This window comes from Streptomyces sp. NPDC005393, assembly GCF_040606675.1.
In the GTDB taxonomy this organism is placed as follows: domain Bacteria; phylum Actinomycetota; class Actinomycetes; order Streptomycetales; family Streptomycetaceae; genus Streptomyces.
The window spans coordinates 1-26,195 of the sequence record NZ_JBEXFG010000021.1 but is presented as its reverse complement, the minus strand read 5'-3'; the positions used below and the strand labels follow the sequence as shown (position 1 = coordinate 26,195).

The 26,195-nt window shown below is 73.2% G+C and carries 10 protein-coding genes; 4 read left to right on the top strand and 6 right to left on the bottom strand.

All coding sequences use genetic code 11. The annotated features are described in order from the left end of the window. Positions 1 to 47 precede the first annotated feature (47 nt). The gene (locus ABZS71_RS18930; protein WP_356211625.1) at positions 48 to 2,291 is read left to right on the top strand and encodes an ATP-binding domain-containing protein; all 2,244 of its coding nucleotides are present in this window, start codon (positions 48 to 50) and stop codon (positions 2,289 to 2,291) included. Here the strand turns inward: ABZS71_RS18930 and ABZS71_RS18925 are convergent. Further along, positions 2,269 to 3,057, bottom strand: coding sequence for a DUF427 domain-containing protein (locus ABZS71_RS18925; RefSeq protein ID WP_356211624.1), 789 nt, complete (start codon positions 3,055 to 3,057; stop codon positions 2,269 to 2,271). The genes ABZS71_RS18930 and ABZS71_RS18925 overlap by 23 nt on opposite strands. Positions 3,058 to 3,200: 143 nt before the next feature. Beyond that, a complete protein-coding gene (locus ABZS71_RS18920) occupies positions 3,201 to 4,406 on the bottom strand; it encodes a cytochrome P450 (RefSeq protein WP_356211485.1) in 1,206 nt (401 codons plus the stop codon). A 138-nt stretch (positions 4,407 to 4,544) separates the two neighbouring features. On the opposite strand from ABZS71_RS18920, the gene ABZS71_RS18915 reads away from it, so the two are divergent. The 3 genes from ABZS71_RS18915 (at position 4,545) to ABZS71_RS18905 (ending at position 6,738) form a co-directional block, all read left to right on the top strand. Beyond that, positions 4,545 to 5,186 carry a TetR/AcrR family transcriptional regulator gene (locus ABZS71_RS18915; RefSeq protein ID WP_356211482.1) on the top strand — a complete coding sequence of 214 codons (642 nt, stop codon included), beginning with the start codon at positions 4,545 to 4,547 and terminating at the stop codon, positions 5,184 to 5,186. 60 nt (positions 5,187 to 5,246) lie between these two features. After that, on the top strand, positions 5,247 to 6,143 hold the full coding sequence (locus ABZS71_RS18910) for a helix-turn-helix transcriptional regulator (RefSeq protein ID WP_356211479.1): 897 nt from the start codon (positions 5,247 to 5,249) through the stop codon (positions 6,141 to 6,143). A gap of 157 nt (positions 6,144 to 6,300) precedes the next feature. Continuing rightward, complete coding sequence (locus ABZS71_RS18905) at positions 6,301 to 6,738, top strand: SRPBCC family protein (RefSeq protein ID WP_355844748.1); 438 nt, start codon at positions 6,301 to 6,303, stop codon at positions 6,736 to 6,738. Positions 6,739 to 7,264: 526 nt separating this feature from the next. On the opposite strand, the gene ABZS71_RS18900 is transcribed toward ABZS71_RS18905, so the two are convergent. The 4 genes from ABZS71_RS18900 to ABZS71_RS18885 all read right to left on the bottom strand — a co-directional run bounded on the left by ABZS71_RS18900 (position 7,265) and on the right by ABZS71_RS18885 (position 26,185). After that, on the bottom strand, positions 7,265 to 8,128 hold the full coding sequence (locus tag ABZS71_RS18900) for an SAM-dependent methyltransferase (protein WP_356211476.1): 864 nt from the start codon (positions 8,126 to 8,128) through the stop codon (positions 7,265 to 7,267). Between the two features lie 132 nt (positions 8,129 to 8,260). Further along, the gene (locus tag ABZS71_RS18895) at positions 8,261 to 8,464 is read right to left on the bottom strand and encodes an MbtH family protein (RefSeq protein WP_355844516.1); all 204 of its coding nucleotides are present in this window, start codon (positions 8,462 to 8,464) and stop codon (positions 8,261 to 8,263) included. 52 nt (positions 8,465 to 8,516) lie between these two features. Then, positions 8,517 to 9,785 carry an MFS transporter gene (locus ABZS71_RS18890; RefSeq protein ID WP_356211473.1) on the bottom strand — a complete coding sequence of 423 codons (1,269 nt, stop codon included), beginning with the start codon at positions 9,783 to 9,785 and terminating at the stop codon, positions 8,517 to 8,519. Beyond that, a complete protein-coding gene (locus tag ABZS71_RS18885) occupies positions 9,782 to 26,185 on the bottom strand; it encodes a non-ribosomal peptide synthase/polyketide synthase (protein WP_356211470.1) in 16,404 nt (5,467 codons plus the stop codon). Before ABZS71_RS18885 ends, ABZS71_RS18890 begins: the two co-directional genes overlap by 4 nt. Positions 26,186 to 26,195 lie beyond the last annotated feature (10 nt).

The following is a 26,195-nucleotide window of genomic DNA, read 5'->3' as shown; positions in this document are numbered from 1 at the left end:
GATGAAGACATCGTATCGCGGCGGGAGTTGCATTGTCAAACGAGGAATTGCGCCGGGAGCAGGCATTTCTCGATCTGCTTTACGGGCGCCTCGCCGAGCTGAGGGCCGGAGCCGAGGAGGCGGTCAGCTCGGCTCTGTCGATGGAGGGGACGAACTTCCAGGCACGGCTGGAGCGCGATGTGCTGGTCGCCGAGCGGTCCGGGCTGCTCGCCGCGTTCGACGCGGGGGAGCGGGGGCTGTGCTTCGGCCGGTTGGCGTTCCGCGACGGCCGCGACCACCGCATCGGCCGCATCGGCATCCGGCGCGATGACGCGGACCGCACCCCGCTCGTCGTCGACTGGCGGGCCGAGGTGGCGCGCCCGTTCTACCTCGCGACCGGCCACACCCCCATGGGGCTGCGCCGCAGGCGTCACATCACCACCGAAGGCCCGCGGGTCACCGCCCTGCACGACGAGATCCTGGACCTCTCCGACCCCATACGGACCGGCCACGAGGGCACGGACGCGGACGCGGTGCTGTTCGCCGCGCTCGACACGGCTCGTACCGGCCGGATGCATGACATCGTGCAGACCATCCAGGCCGAGCAGGACCGGATCATCCGCGCCCCGCACCACGGTGTACTCGTCGTCGAAGGCGGCCCCGGCACCGGCAAGACCGTCGTCGCGCTGCACCGCGCCGCGTATCTGCTGTACGCGCACCGCGAGCTGCTGGCCCGCCGCGCGGTGCTGATCGTCGGGCCCAACCCGGCGTTCCTCGGCTACATCGGGGAGGTGCTGCCCGCGCTCGGTGAGACGGGTGTGCTGCTCGCCACGCTCGCCGAGCTCTTCCCGGGTGTGATGGCCACCGGCACCGACACCCCCACCGCCGCCGAGGTCAAGGGGCGCGCCGCGATGGCGGATGCCCTGGCGCGCTTCGTACAGGACCGGCAGTCCCTGCCCGAGCCCGCGATCGTCATCGACCACGAGGACGGCGAGCTGCTGCTGGACGCGGACCTCGCGGACGAGGCGCGGCGCCGGGCCCGCGAGACCGGGCTGCCGCACAACCTCGCCCGCCCGCACTTCGCGTTCGGCGTCATCGACGCGCTGACCGCCCAACTGACCGACCGGCTCGGCGCGGATCCGTACGGCGGGCCGAACCTGCTCGGTCCGGACGACATCGCCCTGCTCGGCAAGGCGATCGCGGTCAGCCCTCATGTGCGCGCCGCCATCGAGGAGTTGTGGCCGACCCTCACCCCGCGGGAGCTCGTCGCCGACTTCCTCGCCGACCCCGTCCACCTCCCCGACGATGCCGCCGCCGCGATCCGCCGCGCGGACGGCGAGTGGACCGCAGCCGACATCCCGCTGCTGGACGAGGCCGCCGAGCTCCTCGGCGAGGACGACTCGGCGGCCCGCGCCGCCGCCGAGGGCGAGCGCCGGGAGCGGCTCGAGTTCGCGCAGGGTGTGCTCGACCTCTCCTACGGCTCCCGCACCCAGGAGTTCGAGGACCGCGACGACGAGGAGTCGGAGGTGCTGGCCGCCCACGACCTGGTCGACGCGGAACGCCTGGCCGACCGGCACGAGGAGGCCGACCACCGCAGCGCCGCCGAACGCGCCGCCGCCGACCGCACCTGGGCCTTCGGCCACATCATCGTGGACGAGGCACAGGAGCTGTCCGCGATGGCGTGGCGGCTGCTGATGCGCCGCTGCCCGACCCGTTCGATGACACTGGTCGGCGATCCCGCGCAGACCGCGGAACCGGGCGGCTGCGGCTCCTGGGCGTCCATCCTGACCCCGTACGTGGACGACCGCTGGGAGCACACCAGGCTCGGGGTCAACTACCGTACGCCGACCGAGATCATGGCGATCGCGGCGCAGGTGGCCCGGTCCGCGGACCCGGACTTCGAACCGCCGCGCTCGATCCGCGCCACGGGCGTACGCCCCTGGGCGGTCCACACCGACGACCTGCCCGGCGCGGTGGCCGCCGCCGTGGCGCGGGAGACCCGTACCGAGGGCCGCCTCGCGGTGATCGCCCCGCGCGCCCGCCACGACGCCCTGTCGGCAGCCCTTCCGGCCGCGTCCGCCGGCCGCGCCCCGGACCTGACCAGCGCGGTGGTGCTGCTCGATCCGCGGCAGGCCAAGGGGCTGGAGTTCGACACGGTGATCGTGGCGGAGCCGGCGGAGTTCGGGACGAGCGATCTGTATGTCGCGCTGACCCGGGCCACCCAGCGGCTGGGCGTGGTGCACACGGGGACGTTGCCGGCCGGCCTGGAAGGGACCCTGGAACCCCGGCTCAGCGCGGCCGAGGCCGGATGAAGCCGGTGGCCGGGCGCTCCAGGCGCTCGCCGTCGACGATGAGGTCCACGGCCTCGTTGTAGAAGGCCACCCGGTCCCTGATGGCGCCCACGGCCGGCAGCGGATCGGGATAGCTCCAGGCGATGTCGGGCGGCACGTCCCCGCCGCCCGCCCAGGACCAGTACGCGGTGGCCTCGCCCTTGTACGGGCAGCGGGTCCGGTGGCCGGAGGGGGTGAACAGATCCAGGCGGACGTCCTCGCGCGGGAGGTAGTACCGGACGGGCAGGGCGGTCTCGAAGAGGAGCACCGGGGAGCGCGTGTCCGCGACGATCGTGCCCTCGATCCCGACCTGGACATGGCGGGCGCTGGGCAGCGCGTCGACCCGTTTGTGCGGGTCACGCGGGTGGACGAAGATCTCCTCGTCCTCTTCGTACCAGTGGTCGAGCACATCCCGTCCGAACCACTCGAAGGAGAGGTATCCGGCCAGCTCCTCGCCGGGGTAGGTCCATGCCGCGTCGGTGACGGTCCCGCCGCCCGCGTCCAGGTCGTAGAAGACCGTCGCCCCGGCATGGCGCCCGGTGGCGGCGGGCCGTCCCGTCTCGCGCAGCAGATCCGTGCGGACGTCCTCGCGCGGGAAGGCGTACAGCGGCACGGGGCGGCCCGGCTCCCACACCAGGACCGGGCGGCGGCTGTCCACAACCGTCACCCCGCCCTTCGTGCCCCGCACCCAGCGCTCGCTGGGCTCCCAGGTGACACTCCCGGCGGGATCGGGCGGACGCCGGAGCACGGGGGCGGGGCGCGGCTCGCCACTCGGTACGTTCACGGGCGCCACCTCCAGTCCTCCGCCGCCGGTGCGGACCCGGCGGCTCCCTCCACCATGCCCGCCCCCGCACCCGTGCGCAGCTCCTCGGTGGCGGGAGGCGGCGGTCGTCACCAGGTGACAGGCAGCTCGTGTGCGCCGTAGATGACCATGTCGCCGCGCATCGGGACCTCCTCCGGGGCCACGGCGAGCCGCAGCCCGGGGAAGCGGCCGAGCAGCCCGCGGTAGGCCGCGGCGAGTTCGGTCCGGGCCAGATGCTGCCCGAGGCACTGGTGGATGCCGTACCCGAACGCGAGGTGGCCGCTGCGGGGGCGTCCGACGTCGAGCGTGCCGGGGTCCTCCACCAGCGCCGCGTCGCGGTTCGCGGCCGGGATCGAGACCGCGACGCTCTCACCGGCCTTGACGGTGACACCGCCGACGACGACGTCCTCCAGCGCGATACGGACCGGGAAGGCGTTGACGATGCTGAGGTACCGCAGCAGCTCCTCGACGGCGCCCGGTACGAGCGAGTCGTCCGCCCGCAGCCGCCGCAGCTGCTCGGGGTCGCGCAGCAGGGCGAAGGTGCCGAGGCTGAGCATGTTCGTGGTGGTCTCGTGCCCGGCGACCAGCAGCAGGGCCGTGATGCCGATGATCTCCGCGTCCGTCAGCTCGGCGACCGCGGTCAGCTTGGAGATCAGATCGTCCTGCGGCTCCTTCCGCTTGGCCGTGATCAGCGCTCCGATGAAGGCGGCGAGCGTGGCCCGGCCCGCGAGGAAGTCCTCGTTGCTGCGGTCGTGGCGCAGCAGCCGCGCCGCGACGGACTGGAAGGTCGCCCGCTCCTCGTACGGGACGCCGAGCATTCCGCAGATCACGAGCGACGGGATCGGCAGCGCGAAGTGGCGCACCAGGTCGGCCGGTTTGCCCGCCGCCTCCAGGGCGTCCAGCCGCTCGGTCACGATGGCCTCGATGCGCCCCTCCAGCTCGCGCATCCTGCGCACGGTGAAGTACCGCATGAGCAGCCCGCGGTAGCGGCCGTGCTCCGGCGCGTCCATGAACAGGAAGGATCCGGTGCCACTGCTCTTGTTCTCCCGGACCCACTCGGGGACGGGCCGGACGGTGTCGTCGCCCCGCCAGCGCTCGGCGCTGAACCGCGGATCCCGCAGCACCTCACGTGCCTCGCGGTATCCGGTGACGAGCCAGCCCGTGCTGCCGCCGACGAACCTCAGCGGGCTGACGGGCGGTCCGATGAGCAGCGCGCGGGCGGGGTTGACGTAGTCGTCCCGCTCTCCGGGGTACGAGGGGAGTTCGTCGTGGGCCGTGGGCATCGGTGCGTTCACAGTGGCTCTCCCTCGTGATCGTCCGTGATCCTTCGCCGATAGGGAACGCTACCGGTAGGGTTCCCTACTGGCTACCGTCACAGGATCGGCTACCGTACGGATCTGGCCATGTCCGCACACGGGGGAGAGGGTTACCGCATGCCGCCGCAACGGTCGAAGACCGTGGAAACGCTGCTCGCCGGAGCGGAGCGGGCCTTTGCCGAACGTGGCTTCCACGGCGCCTCGATCGGCTACATCTGCCAGTGCGCGGGCAAGACCACCGGGGCCTTCTACTCGAACTACGACAACAAGCTGAAACTCTTCCTCGATGTCTTCCGTCGCCACAGCGACCGCACCGCCGAACACATCGGTGACCGGATCGCCGAAGTGGACACCGAGCGGGACATCGCCCCCCAACTCGCCCGCATCTTCGCCGAGATCATCAGCGGCGGCGCCCTGGACGCCCAATGGGTCTTCATCCACCTCGAATTCCGGCTGATGGCCCTCCGTGACCGGAACGCCGCCATCGCCCTGGTGGAACACGAGGAGCGGTTCAGCCACCGCATCGGCACCATGCTGGACGCCCTGTTCGAGCGTACGGGCCACCGCCCCGTACTCCCGGGCTCCGAACTGGCCGGCCTGCTCGGCGCGATGACCCGGGGCGTCAAGCTGGACCGGGGCATCTACACGACCGGCGGCGTCGCCGATCCGCTCACGTTCGACCAGATGTCCAGGGCCCTGGAGGGTCTCTTCACCCCCCTTGCCACAGTGCGCTCCCCCTCGGGGGAGAGGCGATCCTAGGAGTATCCCGGCCACCTTCCGGGGCCCCGCACACCGCCTCGCGGACCTAGTGTCGAGGGCATGGACAGCGACAACCTGCTCGGGCGGTTTCTGCGTGCTCGCCGTGAATTGCTGATCCCCGAGGACCTGGGGATACCGGCCGGGAACCGGCGGCGGGTGGTGGGGCTGCGGCGGGAGGAGGTGGCGATGCTGGCGGGGGTGAGCACCGACTATTACGTACGTCTGGAGCAGGGGCGTGAGCGCAACCCCTCCGTGCAGGTGGTCGACGCTCTGGCCCGAGCCCTGACGCTGGACGAGGACGCGGTGTCCTATCTGCATCAGGTGGCGCGACCGGTGCCGGTGCGGCGGCGGGGGCGCTATCGGCGTGAGCGGGTCAGTCCGACGCTGTCGCGGATGATGGCCGACTGGCCTCGCACACCCGCCGTCGTGCTGGGGCGGTGTCTGACCGTCCTGGCGCACAATGCCCTGGGCGGGGCGCTGTTCGACGGCCACACCTACAGCGGGGATCTGGTGCGGCTCGTCTTCCTCGACCCGGACGCGCGGGAGTTCTACCCGGACTGGGAGCGGGTGGCGGTGAACACCGTCGGCGGATTGCGGGCCGGGGCCGGTGCCGACGCCGACGATCCACAGCTGATCGATGTGGTCGGCGAGCTGTCGCTGAAGAGCGAGACCTTCCGCAGACTGTGGGCTCGCCATGAGATCCGCCAGAAGACGCATGAGACCAAGCGCTTCCGCCACCCCGTGGTGGGCGAACTGACGCTGGACTACGAATCGCTGACCGTCAACAGCGCCCCGGGGCAACAGCTGGTGGTCTACCAGGCCGAACCGGGAAGCTCTTCCGAACGGGCGCTGGCCCTGCTGGGCAGTCTCACCGCCGCCGGGCCGTCCGCCGGGCCGTCCGCCGGGCCGTCCGCCGGGCCGTCTGCCGCGCCCGCCGGCCCGCCGCGCTTGATGTGAGCGATCGCCTCTCCACTTGTCCGAAGGACCCTTCCGCATGACCGTCACCGACGCACCCGTCCAGTGCATCACCGAGGACCGCGGCGGCGAGGCCCGGTGCGCGCCGCGCGAGTGGTCTGATCCGGCGGGTGTGGCCCGAATCGCCTACGATCCCGCTGTGGCCCTCTTCCGCATCGAACGGCAGTCGTCGCTGCCCGTCGCCGAGACCTGGCGGCGGCTCACGGACTGGGGGCGCCACGCCGCCCACGTACCCCTGAGCGGAGTCACCGTCCGGCCGGCGGGGCCGACACGGCCGGGCACGGTGGTCGTGGTGCGTACCGGTGTCGGCCGCGCCGGGTTCGACGACCCCATGGAGGTCGTGCGCTGGGACCCGCCCACGGACGACGGTTCGGGATTCTGCCGCCTGGAGAAGCGCGGTTCGGTGGTCAGGGGGTGGGCCGAGATCGAGGTGCGCCCTCGGGACGGCGGCCGGTCGCGGGTCGTGTGGTGCGAGGAGGCGCGGGTGCGGGGGCTGCCCCGGCTGTTCGACGCGCCGACGGCCTGGTCCGGCCGTCTGCTGTTCGGCCATGTGGTCGATGCCCTGCTCAGGGAGTAACCGACGCCGCCCTGCCGGCCGGCGCCGAACCCGCCGGCGACGTCCGGGGCTTCCGCCCGGGTCCCGGCGTACGGCGGCACTACGAGCGCCGGGTGCCGCGAGGCCTGGCGGTCATCGGCGACGCCGCGCACACCTTCAACCCGGTCTACTGACAGGGCATCACAGTCGCCGCGCTCGGTGCCCGGTCCCTGCGGGCGGCCGCGGAGCGCCACGGTGGCATCGGCCACCGTACGGCCCGCGCCGCCCGCAGGGACATCGCGGCGGTCGCGGAGGACGCGTGGCTGATGTCCTCCAGCGAGGACGTGCGCTTCCCCGCCACCACGGGTGGCCCCTCCGGTCCCCTCGTACGCGCCCAACACAGCCACTTTGACCGGGTGTTGACCAGGGCCATCGTCGATCTGCGGGTGTGCGGCGCCTTCCACGAGGTGATGTCACACCGGCGGACTGCTCAGCGATTGACGCCGCAGCCCTCCCCGTCAGGGCTTACGGCCGTCAGGGATGACAGGCCGCCAGGGATGACAGACCGTCAGGGCTTACGGGCGACCCCCGCCCAGAAGGACACCTCCGCGTCGGTCACATCGCCGGTCCTCACTCGGGCATCCGTGGTGTCCTGGTCGATGTGCCAGCGGTGCGGCACCACCAGACCGGGTTCGACCATCTCGAGCCCGGTGAAGAAGCGCTCCACCTCGGCCCTGCTGCGGATTTTCCCCTGGATGCCACCGCTGTGGTAGATCTGCACGGTCCGCTGGGTCGCCTCGGGGTCGAAGTCCGGTGTGATGTGGCTCAGTACGAGATACGAACCGGGGGCGAGCGCGTCGACCAGCTGCCCGACGATCCCGTACGGGTCCCACTCGTCGGGGACGAAGTGCAGCAGCGCGCACAGACTCAGCGCGACGGGCCGGGACAGATCCAGCACCTCGGTGAGTTCCGGGGAGGTGAGGACGGTCTTGGGCTCGGCGACATTCGCGTTGACGTAGGCGGTGCGCCCCTGCGGGTGGCTGCTGAGCAGATGCTGTGCGTGGGCGAGGACGATCGGGTCGTTGTCGGCGTAGACGACCCGGGATTCCGGGGCCACCGACTGGGCGACCTCATGCAGATTCGGCCGGGTGGGAATGCCGGTGCCGATGTCCAGGAACTGGCGGATGCCCCGCTCGGCGGCGAGGAACCGGATCGCGCGCTGCATGAAGGCGCGGTTGGTCCGGGCGGCGATCATGACACCGGGCCACAGGGTGAGCACCTTGGCGGCGGCCTGACGGTCGGCCAGGTAGTTGTCCTTGCCGCCCAGGAAGTAGTCGTACATCCGGGCGCTGTGCGGCCGCCCCTGGTTGAGGGGGCTGTTGGGGGGCTCCGGCCCGCTCCCGGTCTGGGACGCTATCCCCTGCGCGCTCACGTGAATGTTCTCCTCCGGTCGAGGCGCGATCCCCATGCATCGCGGCGTCTCACCACAGGATCGTAACTGTAGGAGGGGACCAGGTGGTTGAGGGGCGGCGGTGCGGCCCCTCAACCACCTGGTCCCCTGGGGTCAGGAAGCCACGTTGTCCATGCGCTCGCGCAGGCTGCGGGGCCTCATGTCGGTCCATACCTCGTCGACATAGGCGGAGCACTCGTCCTTGGTGCCCTCCTTGCCGACGGTCTGCCAGCCCGCGGGGACGTCGAGGTCGGCGGGCCACAGCGAGTACTGGTCCTCGTCGTTGCGCAGCACCTGGTAGCGGGCGTTGTCGTCCATGGTGTGTGTTCTCCCGTCATGTGATGACTGATTGCGGTGGATGGGGTGGTGGTCAGGCCGCCGCGGGCCGCTTCTCGGCCGGGCGGTTCGGGGACAGCCGGCGCAGGGCCGGGCTGACGGTGGTGAGGACGGCCGCGGCGGCGATACCGGCCGAGCAGACCAGGATCGCCCGGTCGCCGGGGAGGATCTGGGCGAGCAGTCCGCCGAGCGCCGGGCCCGCGGCGCCGGCGGCTCCGCACGCCAGGACGAGGGCGCTGGTGAGTCTGCCGCGCAGCTGGTCCGGGGTGCGCAGCAGCTGCTCCGTCATGATCGCCGTGTTGGCCGTCGGAGGGAACAGCGCCATCAGGGCGAACAGCACCCCGGTGAGATAGCCGCTGTGCACCAGGGCGGTGACCGGGGTGAGCGCGGCCAGGGCCCAGAACACCGCGACGATGGCGCGATAGGGGCCGAGCCGCCGGTGCAATACGGGCGCTGCCAGCGCGCCGAGCACCCCGCCCACCCCGAGCATGGCCGCCATCACCCCCACCTCCCCGGAGGGGACCCCCCGGGTTCCGGCGAGCACGATGACGACGATGTAGAAGGCGCTGAAGAACATGTTCAGCACCACCGCGCACAGCACGGTGGCCCGGATCCCGCTCTCCTGCCACACCCACCGCAGACCGGTCAGCACCTCGCGGCCGAGATGGCCGGTCCGGCCGGCGGGCCGCTCCCGCTTCGGCAGCCGGACGAAGAGCAGCGCGCAGAAGGAGAGGGTGTGGGTGACGGCGTCCGCGAGGAACGGCACCGAGCGCCCCGCGGCGAAGAGAAAACCGCCGGTCGCGGTGCCGGAGAGCTGTCCCATCGAGGAGCGTGCCGTGTTCATCGCGACCGCCGTGGGCAGATGGACCTCCGCCACCAGAACCGGCAGCGACGCGCTCTCCGCCGGTTCGAAGAGGGCGGCGCTCGCCCCGAACACCGCCGCGACGACCACCATGTGCGGCACGGTGGCCGTGCCGGTCCACACCGCCACGACCAGACTGATGGCGGACAGCGCCTGGGCCGCCTCGCACCCCAGCATGATCGCCTTGCGGTCGTACCGGTCCACCAGCACACCGGCCGGCAGCCCGGCCACCATCTGGGCCGCGGCGATGGTCCCCATGACGAGGCCGGAGGCCGCGCCCGAGCCGGTCAGCGCCAGCACCAGCAGCGGAAACGCGATCATCGAGGCGTGGAACCCGAACTCCGAGAGGGCCTGGCTGCCCCACAGCAGCCGGTAGTCCCGGTTGCGCGACAGGGGCACCGGCGGGGGCACCGGCGAGGACACCGGCGGGGCCCCGGTCATAGGGCGCCCCGGCAGTCCTGGGCGATCCGGCGCAGCGCGTCCGCGAAGTCCGCGGCCACCGCCTCCACGGTCGACCGCTCGTGCACATCGGCGTGGTAGTGCCAGGTGAAGCCGAGCCGGCCGTCCTGGACCGCGCCAACCACCTCCAGCAGATGCGAACCGCCCTCGCGGGGGTCGTGGTCCTGGCCGAAGGATCCGTGCTCGGCGTGGACGAGGCTGCCCTGGGCCTGCGCGGACCGGGCGTCCCACTGGCCCAGGTAGTTGAACACGATCTGCGGTCCGGAGCCGGCCCCGGCCAGCCGCTCGCGCATGGCGGGGGTGCCGAAGGTCCGTAGCGCCCCGAACCCGAAGCCGTTGCCCGGGACGGTCCGCAACTGGCGCCGGACCGACTTCACCAGACCGCGCCAGTCGGTGGGCGTGCCGTCCGGGGTGTCCGGCAGCTCGAAGGAGACCGGATACATCGTGGTGAACCAGCCCACCGTACGGGAGAGATCGACGCCCTCGATGACGTCCTCGCGCCCATGGCCCTCCAGCTCCACGGAGATCCGCGGGTGGCCGGTCCAGCGCGACAGCGCCAGCGCGAGGGCGGCGAGCAGGACGTCGTTGATCCGGGTGCGGTAGGCGGTGGGGGCCGAGCGCAGCAGCGCCTCGGTGTCCGCCGCGTCGATCTCGACCGGTACCGCCCGGGTGTCGGGCCCCGGGGCGGATGTCTCATGGTCGACCGGCAGCGGCCTGGCGTCCAGCGCCGCGGACCAGTGGTCGGCCTCGTGGTCCAGGGTGCCCTCGGCGACATGCTCGGCGAGCTGCCGGGCCCAGTCGCGGAAGGAGGTGGTCTTGGGGCCGAGGTCGACCGGTTCGCCGCGCAGGCTCTGCTGATAGGCGGTGTCCAGGTCGTCCAGCACGATTCGCCAGGACACCCCGTCGATGACCAGATGGTGGGCCGTCAGGAAGAGGAACGGGCGCCGGGTGTCGCCCAGCCGGAAGAGCGCCGCCTTCAGCAGCGGCCCCCGTCCCAGGACGAAGCCCGCGTGCAGGGCGTCGGCCGCCTTCTCCATCGCCGGATCCGCCTCGTGCGGTGGCAGGCCGGACAGGTCGTACCGGGCCAGCGCTTCGGCCGCCTCGGGCTCCGGATCGTACTGCCGCCACTCCCCGTCCTCGCGGCTGAACCGCATGCGCAGCGCGTCATGGTGGACCAGGAGGGCGGCCAGCGCCTGTTCCAGCGCCGCCTCGTCCGGCTCCTGGTGCAGCTCCAGCAGCGCGGACTGGTTGAAGTGGTGCGGATTGACGGTGTGGGTGGCGAAGAACCAGCGCTGGATCGGGGTGAGCGGAAGGGGTCCGGTCACCGGCTCCGAACGGCCCTCGTCCCGCTCGGCCGTGGCCACGGCGGCCAGCGCGGCCACCGACTGATGGGTGAAGAGGTCCTTGGTGGACAGGCGCAGCCCCGCCTGCCGGGCGCGGGAGACCACCTGGATGCTGAGGATCGAATCCCCTCCGAGGTCGAAGAAGTTGTCGTGGACGCCGACCCGTTCCAGTCCGAGGACATCCGCCCAGATCGTCGCGATCCGGCTCTCCAGCGGGGTGCGCGGTGCGACATGGCCCGCACCGGAGGCCGGCGCCGGATCCGGATCGGGCAGGGCGCGGCGGTCGACCTTGCCGTGGGGGGTGAGCGGAAGGGCGTCCAGGGTGGCGAACGCCGAGGGCACCAGGTGCCGCGGAAGGATCCGCCCCAGGAAGTCGCGCAGCGAGGCGGCGGTCGGGGAGGCGTCCGGCGCCGGAACGACATAGCCCACCAGCCGCTTGACCCCCGAGGGCCGCTCCGGGGTGGGCGCGGTGTCCCGTAGGGCGACCACCGCGTCGCGCACCTCGGGGCTGCGCCGCAGCGCGCTCTCCACCTCGCCGGGCTCGATCCTGAAACCACGGACCTTGACCTGGTCGTCGGCCCGGCCGGCGAACTCCAGCTCGCCGTCGCCGGTCCAGCGCACCACATCGCCGGTGCGGTACATCCGCCCGCCCCCGGGACCGAACGGATCGGCCACGAACCGCGTGGCGGTCAGCCCCGGCCGGCCCAGATAGCCGCGCGCCAGACCCGCACCCGCCACATACAGCTCCCCGGCCACGCCCACCGGCACCGGACGCAGCGCCTCGTCCAGCACATAGGCCCGGGTGTTCCAGATCGGCCGCCCGATCGGCGGCAGCCCCGCACCGGCGGTCAGCGGCCGCGACCAGGTGCTCACCACCGTCGCCTCGGTCGGGCCATAGGAGTTGACCATCCGGCGCCCGGGTGCCCAGCGGTCCACCAGCTCGGCGGAGCAGGCGTCGCCCCCGACGATCAGGGTGCGCAGATGGGGCATTCCCGCTTCCCGCGCCGTCTCCGGCACGGTGGCCAGCGCCGCCGGGGGAATCAGCGCATGGGTGATCCGCCGCTGGGCGAGTACCTGGGCCAGCCGCTCGCCCAGCAGCGGGCCCTCCTCCGCCACCACGAGCGACGCCCCGCTGGGAAGGGAGACGCACAGTTCCAGTACGGACGCGTCGAAGCTCGGTGAGGCGAACTGCAGCACCCGGTCCCCGGGCCGGACGTCGTAGTGTTCGGCGCCGGCCGCCGAGAAGCTCGCCAGCCCCGCGTGGGTCACCACGACCGCCTTGGGCACCCCGGTGGATCCGGAGGTGTAGATGACATACGCGGGGTGGTCCGGTGCAATCTCCCGGTCGGCCGGCGGCCCCGCGGGGCCCTCCTCGACCCAGACCGAGGCCGCGTCGTCGAGGACCACCAGGGGCGCGGCATCCCGCAGCATGAACGCGATGCGCTCCGCCGGATAGGCGGGGTCCACCGGCAGGAACGCACCGCCCGCCTTCACCACGGCCAGCTGCGCCACCACCATCTCCACCGACCGCGGCAGCACCAGCGCCACCAGGCGCTCCGGCCCCACACCACGCCCGATCAGCCGGTGCGCCAGCCGGTTCGCCGCCGACTCCAGCTCGGCGAAGGTGAGTTCACCCGCCCCGTATCGGACGGCCGCGACGTCCGGGGACGCCGCCACCTGCCGTTCGAACAGCTCGGGCAGCGTGGCCCGAGGCACCTCGCGCCGGGTGTCGTTCCACTCGACGAGCGTGCGCCGCAGCTCGTCCGGGGTCGTCAGCGGCAGCGCGCCCACCGGCCGGTCGGGGTCGTCGGCGATACCGGTGAGCACCGCTTGGGCGGCCGTGCTCATCCGCTCGGCGGTCGAGGCATCGAACAGATCGGTGTTGTAGCCGATCAGCCCGCGCAGCACACCGTCCTCGGCCTCGGCGAACTCCAGGGTGAGATCGAAGCTCGCGGTGTGGACGTCGAGGGCGATGTCCTCCAGTGCGAGGCCGGGCAGGTCCAGCGCCTGGCCCGGGATGTTCTGGAGCACCACCATCGCCTGGAAGAGCGGCGTCCGGCTGGTGTCCCGCGCCGGCTGCACCTCGTCCACCACCCGCTCGAACGGAACGCTCTGGTGGGCGAAGGCGTCCAGCACGGTGGAGCGCACCTCGGCCAGGAAGTCGGTGAAGCCGGCCCGCGGATCGACCGTGGAGCGCAGCACCAGGGTGTTGACGAAGAAGCCGATCAGCCGCTCCACCTCGGCGCGCTCCCGGCCCGAGGTCACCGTTCCCACCGCGATGTCCCGCTGCCCCGACAGCCGGGCCAGCAGGATCTGGGACGCCGCCACCAGTGTCATGAACAGCGTGGTTCCCCGGGCCTGTCCGCACTCCTTGAGGCGCCGGTTCACGGCCGCGCACACCTCGAACTCCACCGTCGCGCCGTTGCGGGTCTGCACCGCGGGGCGGGGCCGGTCGGTGGGCAGCTCCAGTGGCGGCACCCCGGCCAGCTTGCCCTTCCAGTAGGCGAGTTGCCCATCGGCGTGCGGGCCGGACAGCTCGGTGCGCTGCCAGGCGGCGAAGTCCGCGTAACTCACCGGCAGCGGTGGCAGCGCGGCCGGCTCGCCGCTGAGCTCCGCCCGGTAGAGCTCCCGCAGATCGCCGGTGAGCACCCCGGTGGACCAGCCGTCGGTGATGATGTGATGCAGCGTCAGGCTGAGCACATGGTCCTCCGCGCCCAGCCTGATCAGCCCGGTCCGCAGCAGGGGACCGCGCCGCAGATCGAACGGGCGCGCCCGCTCGTACGCCAGCAGCTCCGCGAGCTCCGCCTCCCGCTCCGCGGCGGGCAGCCGTGACAGATCGTGCGGGATGAGCCGGATCTCCGAGGGCTCGTGCACGATCTGCACACCGCGGCCGTCCACCGCGTGGAAGGTCGTACGCAGTGACTCATGACGGGCCACCAGCGCGGTCAGCGCGGCGCTGAGCGCCCGGACGTCGAGGGCTCCGCGCAGCCGCAGCGCCAGCGGGGTGAGGTACTCGGTGCTGTCCGGTTCGAAGGAGTCGAGGAACCACAGCCGCGCCTGGGCGAACGACAGCGGCAGCTCCCCGTCGCGGCCGACGCGTGCGATCGGGACGGGCCCGCGCCCGGTGCGGCACTCCGCCGCGCCCAGGGCCGCGGCGAGGGCGGCGACCGTCGGACGGGTGAACACCAGCCGGGGCGAGACCTCCGTGTCGAACGCCTCCCGCAGCCGCGAGGTGAGCCGGATGGAGAAGATGGAGTCGCCGCCGAGCCCGAAGAAGTCGTCCTCGGCGCCGACCCGTTCCACCCCCAGCACCTCGGCCCAGATCCGGGCCACGAGCCGCTCGGTCGTATCGCGCGGCGCCCGGTAGGGCGCGCGGTCGGCGGCGGGGCCGGGGGCGGGCAGCGCCGCGCGGTCCAGCTTCCCGTTGGCGCTCAGCGGCAGCGCGTCGAGCGGCACGACGGCGGACGGCACCATATGGTCCGGGAGTTCCGCCGCCGCGTGGGCGCGCAGCCGGGCCGGATCCACCGCCGGGCCGCCGTCGCCCACCACCACATAGGCCACCAGCCGTTTCACACCGGGCCGGTCCTCCCTGGCCACCACGGCGACGTCCACGACACCGGGATACGCGGCCAGGACGCCCTCCACCTCGCCCGGCTCGATCCTGAAGCCGCGGACCTTGACCTGGTCATCGGCGCGTCCGAGGAACTCCACCGTGCCGTCCGGCCGCCACCGGGCCAGGTCGCCGGTGCGGTACATCCGCGACCCGGCGGGTCCGTACGGATCGGCGACGAAGGACGCCGCGGTCGGGCCGGGCCGGCCGAGATAGCCGCGCGCCACTCCCTCCCCGGCGACGAAGAGCTCGCCGACGACACCGGGCGGGACGATCCGCAGCCGCGCGTCCAGGACGTAGACCCGCATGTTGTCCAGCGGCCGGCCGATCGGCACCACCTCGGGCACCCCGTCGGCGCCGGACATCGGGAAGGACGTGGCGAAGGTCGTCGTCTCGGTCGGCCCGTACCCGTCCGCGACGGTCAGCCCGGGGCAGGCCGCCAGCACCCGGCGCACCGAGGCCGCGGGCACCACATCGCCGCCGGTCCACACCTCGCGCAGCCCCGCGAAGCAGTCCGGGTCGTCCTGCGCCAGCAGCCGGAACAGCCCGGCGGTCAGCCACAGCCCGGTCACCCCGTGGTCGGCCACCAGACGCCGCAGCGCCGTGGCGTCCAGCTCGCCCGGCGGGGCCACCACCACCCGGCCGCCGGCCAGCAGCGGCACCCAGACCTCGTAGGTGGCGGCGTCGAACGCCACCGGTGAGTGCAGCGGCACCCGCTCATGCCCGCCACCGGCGAAGGCGCGGTCGAGGGCGAGCGCCGCCACATCGCGGTGGCGCACCCCCACGGCCTTCGGCACCCCGGTCGACCCGGACGTGAACATCACATAGGCCAGGTTGTCCCGGTCCACCCGCACCACGGGCGGCGCCTGCGCGCCGTGGCGCGCGGCGGCCACCTCCCCGGGCGTCAGCACGACCGCCGCGCCCGCCCGGTCCAGCAGGACCCGCTGCCGCTCGCGCGGCGCGCGGACGTCCACCGGGACGTAGACACCACCGGCCTTGACCACCGCGAGCTGGGCCACGACGAGTTCGGCCGAGCGGCCCATCAGCAGCGCCACCCGGTCCTCGACGCGCACCCCCGACTCCACCAGGGCCCCGGCCAACCGGCCCGACCAGTCGTCGAGTTGGCGGTAGCTGAGCGTGGTGGCACCGGTGAGGGCCACGGCGTCCGGGGTGCGCCGGACCTGCTCGGCGAACAGCTGGGCCAGCGAGCCCTCGGGCAGCGGCCGGGCCGTGTCGTTCCACTCCCGCAGCGCCCGGCGGTGTTCCGCCGGGGTCAGCAGCCGCAGCTCGTCCAGGGCCCGCCCGGCACCGTCGGCGATGCCGGTCAGCAGCGTCTGCAGATGGGCCGCCGCCCGCTCCACCGTCGCCGCGTCGAACAGCGCGGGGTCGTAGGCGATGTCGAACCCGAGCCGGTCGCCGAGGTAGGCGCGCAGACACAGCGGGAAGTTCGTGGCGTCCTCGGCGCGCACCTCCCGGATGACGATCCCGGCATCGGCCGCGGACGACTCGTCGAAGGGGTAGTTCTCGAAGACCACCATGCTGTCGAAGAGCGCCTCGGCGCCCGGCACCGCGCTCAAGCCCTGGATTCGGGCCAGGGAGACGAAGTCGAAGCGCCGGGAGTCGCTCTGGTGCTCCTGGAGCTCCCGCAGCCACCGCACCACCTCGTGGCCGCCCTCGACCACGGTCCGGGTGGGGACCGTGTTGATGAACATGCCGACCATCGTCTCCATGCCCGGCAGTTCGGCCGGACGGCCCGAGGCAGTGGTGCCGAACACCACATCCGACTCGCCGCTGTACCGGGACAGCAGCAGCGCCCAGGCCCCCTGCACCACCGTGTTGACGGTCAGCCCGTGGCCGCGGGCCGTCTCGCGCAGCCGGGCGGAGACCTCCCGGGTGAGCTCCAGCCGCGTCAGCGCGCCCGACGTGGCGCGGTGCGCCTCCGTGGGCGGCCGGTCGTAGGGCAACGGTGTCCGGGCGCCGAACCCCGCCAGCACCTGACGCCAGTACCCCTCGGCCCGCTCCTGGTCCTGTCCCCGCAGCCAGCGCAGGAAGTCCCGGAACGGGCGGCGCGCGGGCAGGCGCGCCGTACGTCCCTCGGTCAGCGCCGCGTACCCCTCGCACACCTCGGCGAAGATCTGGCCGGTGCTCCAGCCGTCGAGGATCAGATGGTGCGACGTCCACACCAGCGTGATCTCGTCATCGGGCAGCCGGGCCACCGCGATACGGACCAGCGGGGCCGTGGTGAGCTCCATCCCGGCAGCCCGGTCCTCGGCGAGCAGCCGCCGCAGCGCGGCCTCCCGCGCGGCCGACGAGAGTTCCCGCCAGTCGTGCCGGGTGACGGGCAGCTCCACCGTCCGGTGCACCACCTGGACGGGCTCCTCAAGCCCCTCCCAGCGGACGGCGCTGCGCAGCACTGGCGTACGGTCCACCACGCTCTGCCACGCGGCGGCGAAGGCGTCCGGGTCCGCGATGCCGCCGATCCGTATCGCCACCTGGTCGAAGTAGGCCCCCGCGGCGTCCACGAGGCCGTGGAAGAGCATGCCGGCCTGCAATGGGGTCAGCGGATGGACATCCTCCACATCCCGGCCGTCACCGGCGAGCAGATCCACCTGGCGCTGGTCGAGCCGGGCGAGCGGGAAGTCGGAGGGGGTGCGGCCGCCCGCCCCGGGCTCCGCGCAGTGCTCGACGATCTCCTCCAGCGCGGCGATGACCTCGTCCGCGAGACGGCGCACCGTCGACTCGTCGTACATCCGGGTCGGATACGTCCAGCCGAGCTCCAGACGCCCGTCCTGGACCACCCCGGTGACCTCCAGCAGATAGCCGCGGGTCTCGCCGGGGGGCGTGTCCTGGCCGGTCACCGGCAGGGCCGCGCGATAGAGGCCGGATGCCGCCTCACCGTCCGCGGCGGCGACATCCCACTGGCCGTGGTAGTTGAACCCGATCCGCGGGCTCGGACCGCCCCGCAGCTCCGCGGCCCCGGGCGTGTCCGGGGCGAGGTGGCGCAGCGCGCCGTGGCCCAGCCCCCGGTGCGGGACGGCGCGCAGCTGCTCCTTGACGGACCTGAGGGTCCCGCGCCAGCCCGCGTCGGGCGCGACGGTCAGCGCGAGCGGGAACTCGGCGGTGAACCAGCCGACCGTACGCGACAGATCGAGCTCCTCGAACAGGTCCTCGCGGCCGTGTCCCTCCACCCCGATCAGCACGGTGTCCCGGCCGGTCCAGCGCACCAGGGTCCGGCCGAGCGCGCTGAGCAGCACATCGTTGATCTGGGTGCGGTAGACACCGGGGACCTTGCGCAGCAGCGCGTCGGTCTCGGCGCGGCCGAGGACGGCGGTCACGGTGCCCGCCGTCTCCTGGGTGTTGACGCCCTCGCGGTCGACGGGGAGCGCGGCGGGCGCGGTCCGCGCGATCCGCGTCCAGTACTCCAGATCGCCGTCGAGCCCACCGGAGTGCGCGTGCTCCGCCAGCCGGGCGGCCCAGTGCGTATAGGCGCTGCTCGCCGGGGGGAGTCCGGCCGTGCCACCCGCGGCGGCACGGTGGTAGGCGGTCTCCAGATCGCCGAGGAGGATGCGCCAGGAGACACCGTCCACCACCAGATGGTGGACGGTGATCAGCAACTCCGGTGGCCGCTCCTGCCCGAAGATGAACAGCAGCACCCGCAGGACGGCGCCCTCGGTGACGTCCAGACCGGTCTGGGCCGTGACCGTGGCCTCCCGTACGGCGCGGGAGCGGGCCGCCTCGTCGAGGCCGGCCAGATCGTGCCGTTCGAGGACGGCGCCGGGGGCGGTGGCCAGCACCTCCTGCCGCCACCCCTCGTCGGTGGCGAGGAAGCGGGTGCGCAGCGCCGCGTGGTATGCCACGAGGGCGTCCACCGCCTGCCGCAGGGCGGCCTCGTCGAGGTCCCCGGTGAGCTCCAGCCGGTGCGTCATGGTGAAGTGCAGCGGATCTCCGGGCTCCCGCCCGTCCAGATACCAGTGCTGGATCGGGGTGAGCGGAGCCGGGCCGGACGGTGCCGTGACGGGCGGCTGGTGCGGCGGTCGGGCGGAGCCGGTGCTCACCGCGAGTTCCGCGACGGTCTGGTGGCGGAAGACGTCCTTGGAGGTGAGCGTCAGCCCGGCCTGGCGGGCGCGGGAGACGATCTGGATGCTGAGGATCGAATCGCCGCCCAGGGCGAAGAAGTTGTCCTCCACCCCGACCCGGGGGACACCGAGCACCTCGGCCCAGACGCGGGCGAGCTCCGTCTCGGCGGGGGTGCGCGGCGCCACGTACGGCGTGGCCGAGTCCGGCTGGAACGGCGGTGCGGGCAGCGCGCGCCGGTCGACCTTTCCGCTGTCGGTGCGCGGCACCCGGTCCATCGTGACGAACGCCGCGGGAACCATGTAGTCGGGAAGGCCGCGCTTGAGCCAGGCGCGCAACTCCACCGCGTCGACGGCGCCGTCCGGCCCCCCGGCCACCAGATAGGCCACCAGCCGCCGGTGGCTGGTGTCCTCCCGGGCCACCACCACGGCGTCCTCGATCGCCGGATGGTCCAGCAGCGCGGCCTCGATCTCACCGGGCTCGATACGGAAGCCACGGATCTTGATCTGTTCGTCGGTGCGGCCGAGGTATTCGAGCACACCGTCCGCCGTCCAGCGCGCCCGGTCACCGGTGCGGTACATCCGGGTGCCGGGCGGGCCGTACGGGTCGGCGGTGAAGCGCTCCGCGGTGAGGCCGGGCCGGCCTGGATAGCCGCGGGCGATCTGGGCTCCGGCGAGATGCAGTTCGCCCGGCACCCCTGGGGGCACCGGCCGCAGCGCGCCGTCCAGGACGTACGCCCGCAGGTTGCGGCCGGGCCGCCCGATCAGCGGGCGGTCCCCGAGGTCGGTGAGGCGTCCGTACACCGCGTCGACGGTGCACTCGGTGGGGCCGTAGAAGTTGTACGCCGCCACACCGGGCAGCGCGCGCAGCTCCCGCCACAGGGCCGCCCCGAGCGCCTCGCCGCCCACCATGACGATCCGGGGGTGGTGGCGGCCCTCGGCGAACAGCCCGGCGGCCACCAGCTCATGGAGGTACGAGGGGGTGACGTCGAGGAAGTCCAGCCGCCGGGCGTCGACCAGCGCGACGAGGGCGGCCGGGTCGAGCCGTACCGCGTCGTCGACGAGATGCACCTCCTGGCCCGCGGCCAGGAAGACGGGCCCCTCCCACGAGGTGTCGAAGGAGAAGGCGGCGGTCAGCGCCGCGCGCAGCGGGCGGCCCGCCTCGCCGGTATGCGGTTCGATGAGCTCGGCCATGTGGTCATGGCACAGGTTGACCAGATGGCGGTGTTCGACGGCGACCCCCTTGGGGCGGCCGGTGGATCCCGAGGTGTAGTTGAGGTACGCGGTGTTCGCGGGGCGTAGCGGGGCAACCCGCTCGTCGTCGGTCGGATCGGTGGAGGGCAGGCCGTCGAGGGGCGCGCCGCGCAGGGTCCGCGGGGTGAGGACGGTCTCGGGCGCCGCGTCCTCCAGAAGGAACCGGACGCGTTCGGCGGGCAGTTCGGGATCGATGTACAGATGCGCACCACCCGCCTTGAGCACCGCGAGGAGCGCCACCATCAGCTCGGCGGTGCGCGGCAGCCTGACCGCGACCACCTTTTCGGGGCCGATGCCGAGCCCGATCAGATGGTGGGCCAGCCGGTTGGCGCGGGCGTTCAGCTCCGCGAAGTCCCAGCCGCCCTCGGGGGCCACGAGTGCCGTGGCGTGCGGGGTACGGGCCGCCTGGTCCTCGAAGAGGCGCGGGTAGGTCGTGTCCGCCACCGGGAGCGCGGTGTCGTTCCACTTCTCCAGCACCGTCCGCCGCTCCTCGGCGGCGAGCAGCGGCAGCTCGCCCACCGGCCGGCCGGGGTCCTCCGCCACCGCTTCCAGCAGCAGCCGCAGCTGACGGGCCATCCGCTCCACGGTCGCCGCGTCGAACAGATCGGTGTTGTACTCCACGAATCCGGTCAGGGCATCCCGGTGTTCCACGAAGTCGATGCCGAGGTCGAAGCCTGCGGTCCGGCCGGGCATCCGGACGGCCTCCACGGCGAGGCCGGGCAGGCTCGGCACCTCGCTGCCCAGGTTGTGCAGCGCCACCATGACCTGGAAGAGCGGGGTGCGGCTGGTGTCCCGTTCCGGCTGGAGCTCGTCCACGATCCGCTCGAACGGCACATCCTGGTGGGCGAAGGCGTCCAGGACCGTCCCGCGCACCTCGGAGAGCAGCTCGCCGAACGGGCGGTCCGCGCGCACCCGGGCCCGCAGGACCAGGGTGTTCACGAACATCCCGACCAGCTGCTCCAGTTCGGGGCGCTCCCGGCCGGAGGTCACGGTGCCCACCGTGATGTCCTCCTGCCCCGACCAGCGCGCGAACAGCACCTGGCAGGTGGCGAGGAGGGTCATGAAGAGCGTGCCGTCGCTCCGCCGCCCGGTCTCGCGCAGCCGTGCCACCAGCGCGGCGTCCAGGGTGAACTCCAGCAGCGTGCCGTTCTTCGTCTGTACGGGCGGCCTCGGGCGGTCGGTCGGCAGCTCCAGCGGGACCAGCCCCGCCAGCTTCTCGCGCCAGTGGCCGAGCTGCGGCTCCAGCGCGGCGGCGCCGCCCCGCGGATCGCGCTGCCATGCCGCGTAGTCGGCGTACTGCAACGGCAGCGGCGCCAGCTCGGGGGGCCGGCCGGCCGCCGCCGCGGTGTAGAGCTCGCTCAGATCGGCGCTGATGACGGCGGTGGACCAGCCGTCCGTGACGATGTGATGCATCGTCAGGGTGACGACGTGGTCCGTGTCGTCGAGCCGGATCAGGGACGCCCGCAGCAGCGGACCGGTGCGCAGATCAAAGGTGCTGGCGCACTCCCGCGTCAGCAGCCGCTCCAGCTCCCGCTCGCGCTCCGGGGCGGGGAAGGAGGTGAGGTCGTACGACGGCAGCTCCACCCGGTACGGCTCACCCACCCGCTGTACGCCGCGGCCGTCCACCTCGGCGAAGGTGGTGCGCAGCGGTTCATGCCGGGCCACCAGGCCGTCGAGGGCGGTGCGCAGGGCGGCGGTGTCGAGCCGGCCGCGCAGCCGCAGCGCGAACGGGGTCACATACTCGGTGCCGCCGCCGTCGAAGGCGTCCAGGAACCACAGCCGCGCTTGCGCGAAGGAGAGCGGCAGATCCGCACCCCGTGGCACGGCCGGGATCGCCCCGGCGCTCGCGGCGCCGGCCGGGGCGGTCAGCGCGGTGGCGAGGGCGGCGACGGTGGCATGGGTGAACAGGGAGCGCGGGGAGACGTCCGTGCCGAAGGCCGCCCGCAGCCGGGAGGCCACCCGGATGGCGAGGATCGAATCGCCGCCCAGAGCGAAGAAGTTGTCCTCGGCGCCCACCTCCTCGGCCCCCAGGACCTCGGCCCAGACCCGCGCCACGGTGCGTTCGGCCTCGGTGCGGGGCGCGATCCGCTCGGCGCTCGTCGCGAAGCCGTCCGCGCCGGGGGCGGGCAGCGCCGCGCGGTCCAGCTTGCCGTTGGCGGTCAGCGGCAGGGCGGCCAGCGGTACATAGGCGGCGGGGACCATGTGTTCGGGCAGGGCCCGGCGGAGGAATTCCCGCAGCTCGGCGGCGGACGGCGGCGGCGCGGACGGATCGGCGGCCACGGTGTGGGCGACCAGCCGCCGCACACCGGGCCGGTCCTCCCGCGCGGTCACCACGGCGTGGGCGACGCCCGGATGCGCGGACAGGGCGGCCTCGATCTCACCGGGTTCGATCCGGAAACCGCGGATCTTCACCTGGTGGTCGGCGCGGCCCAGATACTCCAGCTCGCCGTCGGCGCGCCACCGGGCCCGGTCGCCGGTGCGGTACATCCGGCTCCCCCGGGGCCCGAAGGGGTCCGCGACGAAACGGGACGCGGTCAGCCCCGGGCGGCGCAGATAGCCGCGGGCCAGACCGGCGCCCGCCACGTACAGCTCGCCGACCGCCCCCGGCGGCACCGGCTGAAGAGTGGAGTCGAGAACGTAGACCCGCAGATCGGGGATGCCGGTGCCGATGGCGCTTCCCGTGTTCTCCGAACGGGCCGCGGTGTCCCGGTCGAGCGCGGTGTAGGTGACATGCACGGTGGTCTCGGTGATCCCGTACATGTTGACCAGGACGGGCGCGGTGTCCGGATGCCGTGCGCACCAGCCCGTGAGCCGGCGCGGATCGAGCGCCTCACCGCCCAAGACCACCCGGCGCAGCGCCGGCAGCGCCCCGGTGCCGGGGTTCTCCTCGTCCGCGCGCATCAGCGCGTAGAAGGCCGAGGGCGTCTGGTTGAGCACCGTCACCCGCTCGTCCGCCAGCAGCCGCAGGAAATCCTCGGGCGAGCGCGAGACCGCGTACGGGACGACCACGAGCCGGCCGCCGTGCAGCAGCGGCCCCCAGATCTCCCAGACCGAGAAGTCGAAGCCGTACGAGTGGAACATCGTCCACACGTCGGTCTCGCCGAAGTCGAACCACCCTTGGGTGCGCGAGAACAGCCGGACCACATTGGCGTGCGGGATCACCACGCCCTTGGGCAGACCGGTCGACCCGGAGGTGTAAATGGCGTACGCGGGGCTCTCCGGCAGCGGCCCGGAACCGCTCGGGACGGCGGCCGGGCGGCGCTCCAGATCGGCCGCGAGGCCGGGGTCGTCCAGGCACAGCCGGGGGACGGCGGTGTCCGGGGCGATCCGCGTCTCCAGATCGCCGATGGTCAGCAGGAGCACCGGTTCGGTGTCGGCGAGCATAGGGGCGATCCGGGCGGCCGGCTGGTCCGGATCGATGGGCAGATAGGCCGCTCCGGTCTTCAGCACGGCCACGATCGCGACGATCATGTCCAGCGAGCGGGGCAGCGCGAGCGCCACATACCGCTCCCGCCCGGCGCCCTCGGCGGCCAACCGGTGGGCCAGCCGGCCCGCCCGCGTATCGAGTTCGGCGTACGACAGCGACGCTCCGGCGCAGCTGACGGCGGTGGCATCGGGGGTGCGGGCCGCCTGCTCCTCGAAGAGCTCCACCAGGGTCCGGTCCGGTGTCCCGTGGGCCGCCGCGCTCCCGCCGCTCCACTCCAGCAGCCGCTCGCGCTCCTTCGCCGTGGTCCACGGCAGCGTCCACAGCGGCCGGTCGGGGTCCGCCGCGATCCGGTCGAGCAGCAGACACAGCCGGTCGGCGAGGGCGGTCGCGGTCGCTTCGTCGAACAGCCCGGGGTCATAGCCGAGGTCGAAGCCGAGCCGGTCGGAGAGATGGGCCCGCAGGCTCAGCGGGAAGTTGGTCGCGTCCTTCGACCGGACGTCCAGGATGCGCAGCCCCGCCTCGCGCGCCGAGGAGTCGTCGAAGGGGTAGTTCTCGAACGCGACCATGCTGTCGAAGAGAGCGGTGCCGGCGGGCACCTCGCTCCACCCCGTCAGCTGGGCCAGCGAGACGGATTCGAACCGGCGCGACCCGGACTGCGCCACCTGGAGCTCCCGGAGCCACTCGGCGGTGTTCCGGGCGCCCTCGACCCGTACCCGGGTGGGCAGGGTGTTGATGAACATGCCCACCATGGACTCCACCCCGGCCAGTTCGGCCGGGCGGCCCGAGACGGTGGTGCCGAAGACCACGTCCTCCTCGCCGCTGTACCGGGACAGCAGCAGCGCCCACGCGCCCTGCACCACCGTGTTGACGGTGAGCCCGCACCGCTGGGCGGTACGGCGCAGCCGCGCCGACGCGTCGGGCGCGAGCGCCACCGACAGGGTCGCGGAGGACCGGGCCCGGTGGGACTCCCGGGGCTTGCGGTCGTACGGCAGCGGGGTGGGCGCGGTGAAGCCCGCGAGCACCTGCCGCCAGTGCTCCTCCGCCTCGCGGCCGTCCTGGCCGTCCAGCCAGCGCAGATAGTCGCGGAAGGGCCGGCGGGCGGCCAGGGCCGGGCGGCCGCCCCGGGCGGCCGCGGCGTACCGCTCGCACACCTCGGTGAAGACCTGGGCCAGGCTCCAGCCGTCCAGCACCAGATGGTGCGAGGTCCAGATGAGCGCCACCCGGTCGGCGGGCAGCCGCGCGATGGTCAGCCGCATCAGCGGCGGCGTCGTCAGATCCAGACCCCGTGCCAGATCCGCGGCCCCGAGCCGCTCCAGCTCGGCCTCGCGCCGCTCCTCGGGCAGCGGGCGCAAGTCCTTTTGCGCGACGGGAATGGACGCGCGGTGGCGTACGAACTGCAGGGGCCGCTCGACGTCCTCCCAGACAACACCGGTGCGCAGCACGGGGGTGCGGTCGACCGTCTCCTGCCAGGCGGCGGCGAACGCCTGCGGATCGCTCACCCCGTCCAGGATCAGGGTGGCCTGGTCGACGTAGACGTCCTCCTCGCCGCCGACCAGACGGTGGAAGAGCATGCCTTCCTGCAACGGGGTCAGCGGATAGACGTCCTCGGTCTCCCGCCCGTCGCCGACCAGCCCGTCCACGCCCGCCTGGTCCAGCCGCGCGAGCGGGAAGTCCGAGGGCGTACGGCCCCCGGCGTCGGGCTGTGCGCAGTGCCAGACGATCTCACGCAGCGCCCCGACCATGGCGTCGGCGAGCCGCCGCACCGTGGCCCCGTCGTGGACGAGATCGGAGTAGAGCCAGGTCAGCTCCAGTTCGCCGGCCGCCACCACGCCCGATACGTCGAGTGGATACGTCGAGGGCTCCTCGGCGGCGAGATCCCGCCCCAGGGTCTCGCCGGTGAGCGTGAAGGCGTCGTCGCCCGGCGCGGAATCCCACTGGCCGTGGTAGTTGAAGCAGATGCCGGGCAGCGGTGCGTCGCGCAGCGCGCGGGCGGGGGAGTCCGGTGCGCTCAGATGGGCCAGCGCCTCATAACTCAGTCCCCGCCGGGGCAGCGCGCGCAACTGCTCCTTCACTGACTTGAGGAGCGCGCCCCAGCCGTGGCCGGGCAGGGTGAGCGCCACCGGGTACTGGGTGGTGAACCAGCCGACGGTCCGGGACAGATCGACCGTGTCGTCGAGCTCCTCCCGGCCGTGGCCCTCCATGGCCACCAGCACCCGGTCCGACCGCGTCCAGTCGGCGAGCACCCGTCCGAGCGCGCTCAGCAGCACGTCGTTGACCTGCGTCCGGTACACCCCGGGCACCCGGCGCAGCAGCGCTTCGGTGGCGTCCCGGTCCAGCCGCACCCGCACCGTGCGGGTGGATCCCGCGGTGGCGCGGCCCGGACGGTCCACCGGGAGATCCGCGCCGCCCGCCTGCCGTACGCCCTCCCAGTACGCCAGATCGCCGTCCAGCCGCCCGCCCTGGACCTGGTGGGTCAGCCGGTGGGCCCACCGGGTGAAGGGGGTGCCGGCCGGCTCCAGACGCACCGGCTCCCCGGCGGCGGCCTGCCGGTAGGCGGTCTCCAGATCGCCGAGCAGAATGCGCCATGACACGCTGTCCACGGCCAGATGGTGCACGGTCAGGAACAGCCGCGGCCGGGCCCCCGCCCCGCTCAGCATCAGCGCGGAGCGCAGCAACTGCCCCGTG

Coding starts and splice junctions, on each gene's coding strand:
- ABZS71_RS18915 (WP_356211482.1), top strand. CDS start 4,545: ATGCCGCCGCAACGGTCGAAGACCGTGGAAACGCTGCTCGCCGGAGCG.
- ABZS71_RS18910 (WP_356211479.1), top strand. CDS start 5,247: ATGGACAGCGACAACCTGCTCGGGCGGTTTCTGCGTGCTCGCCGTGAA.
- ABZS71_RS18895 (WP_355844516.1), bottom strand. CDS start 8,464: ATGGACGACAACGCCCGCTACCAGGTGCTGCGCAACGACGAGGACCAG.
- ABZS71_RS18890 (WP_356211473.1), bottom strand. CDS start 9,785: ATGACCGGGGCCCCGCCGGTGTCCTCGCCGGTGCCCCCGCCGGTGCCC.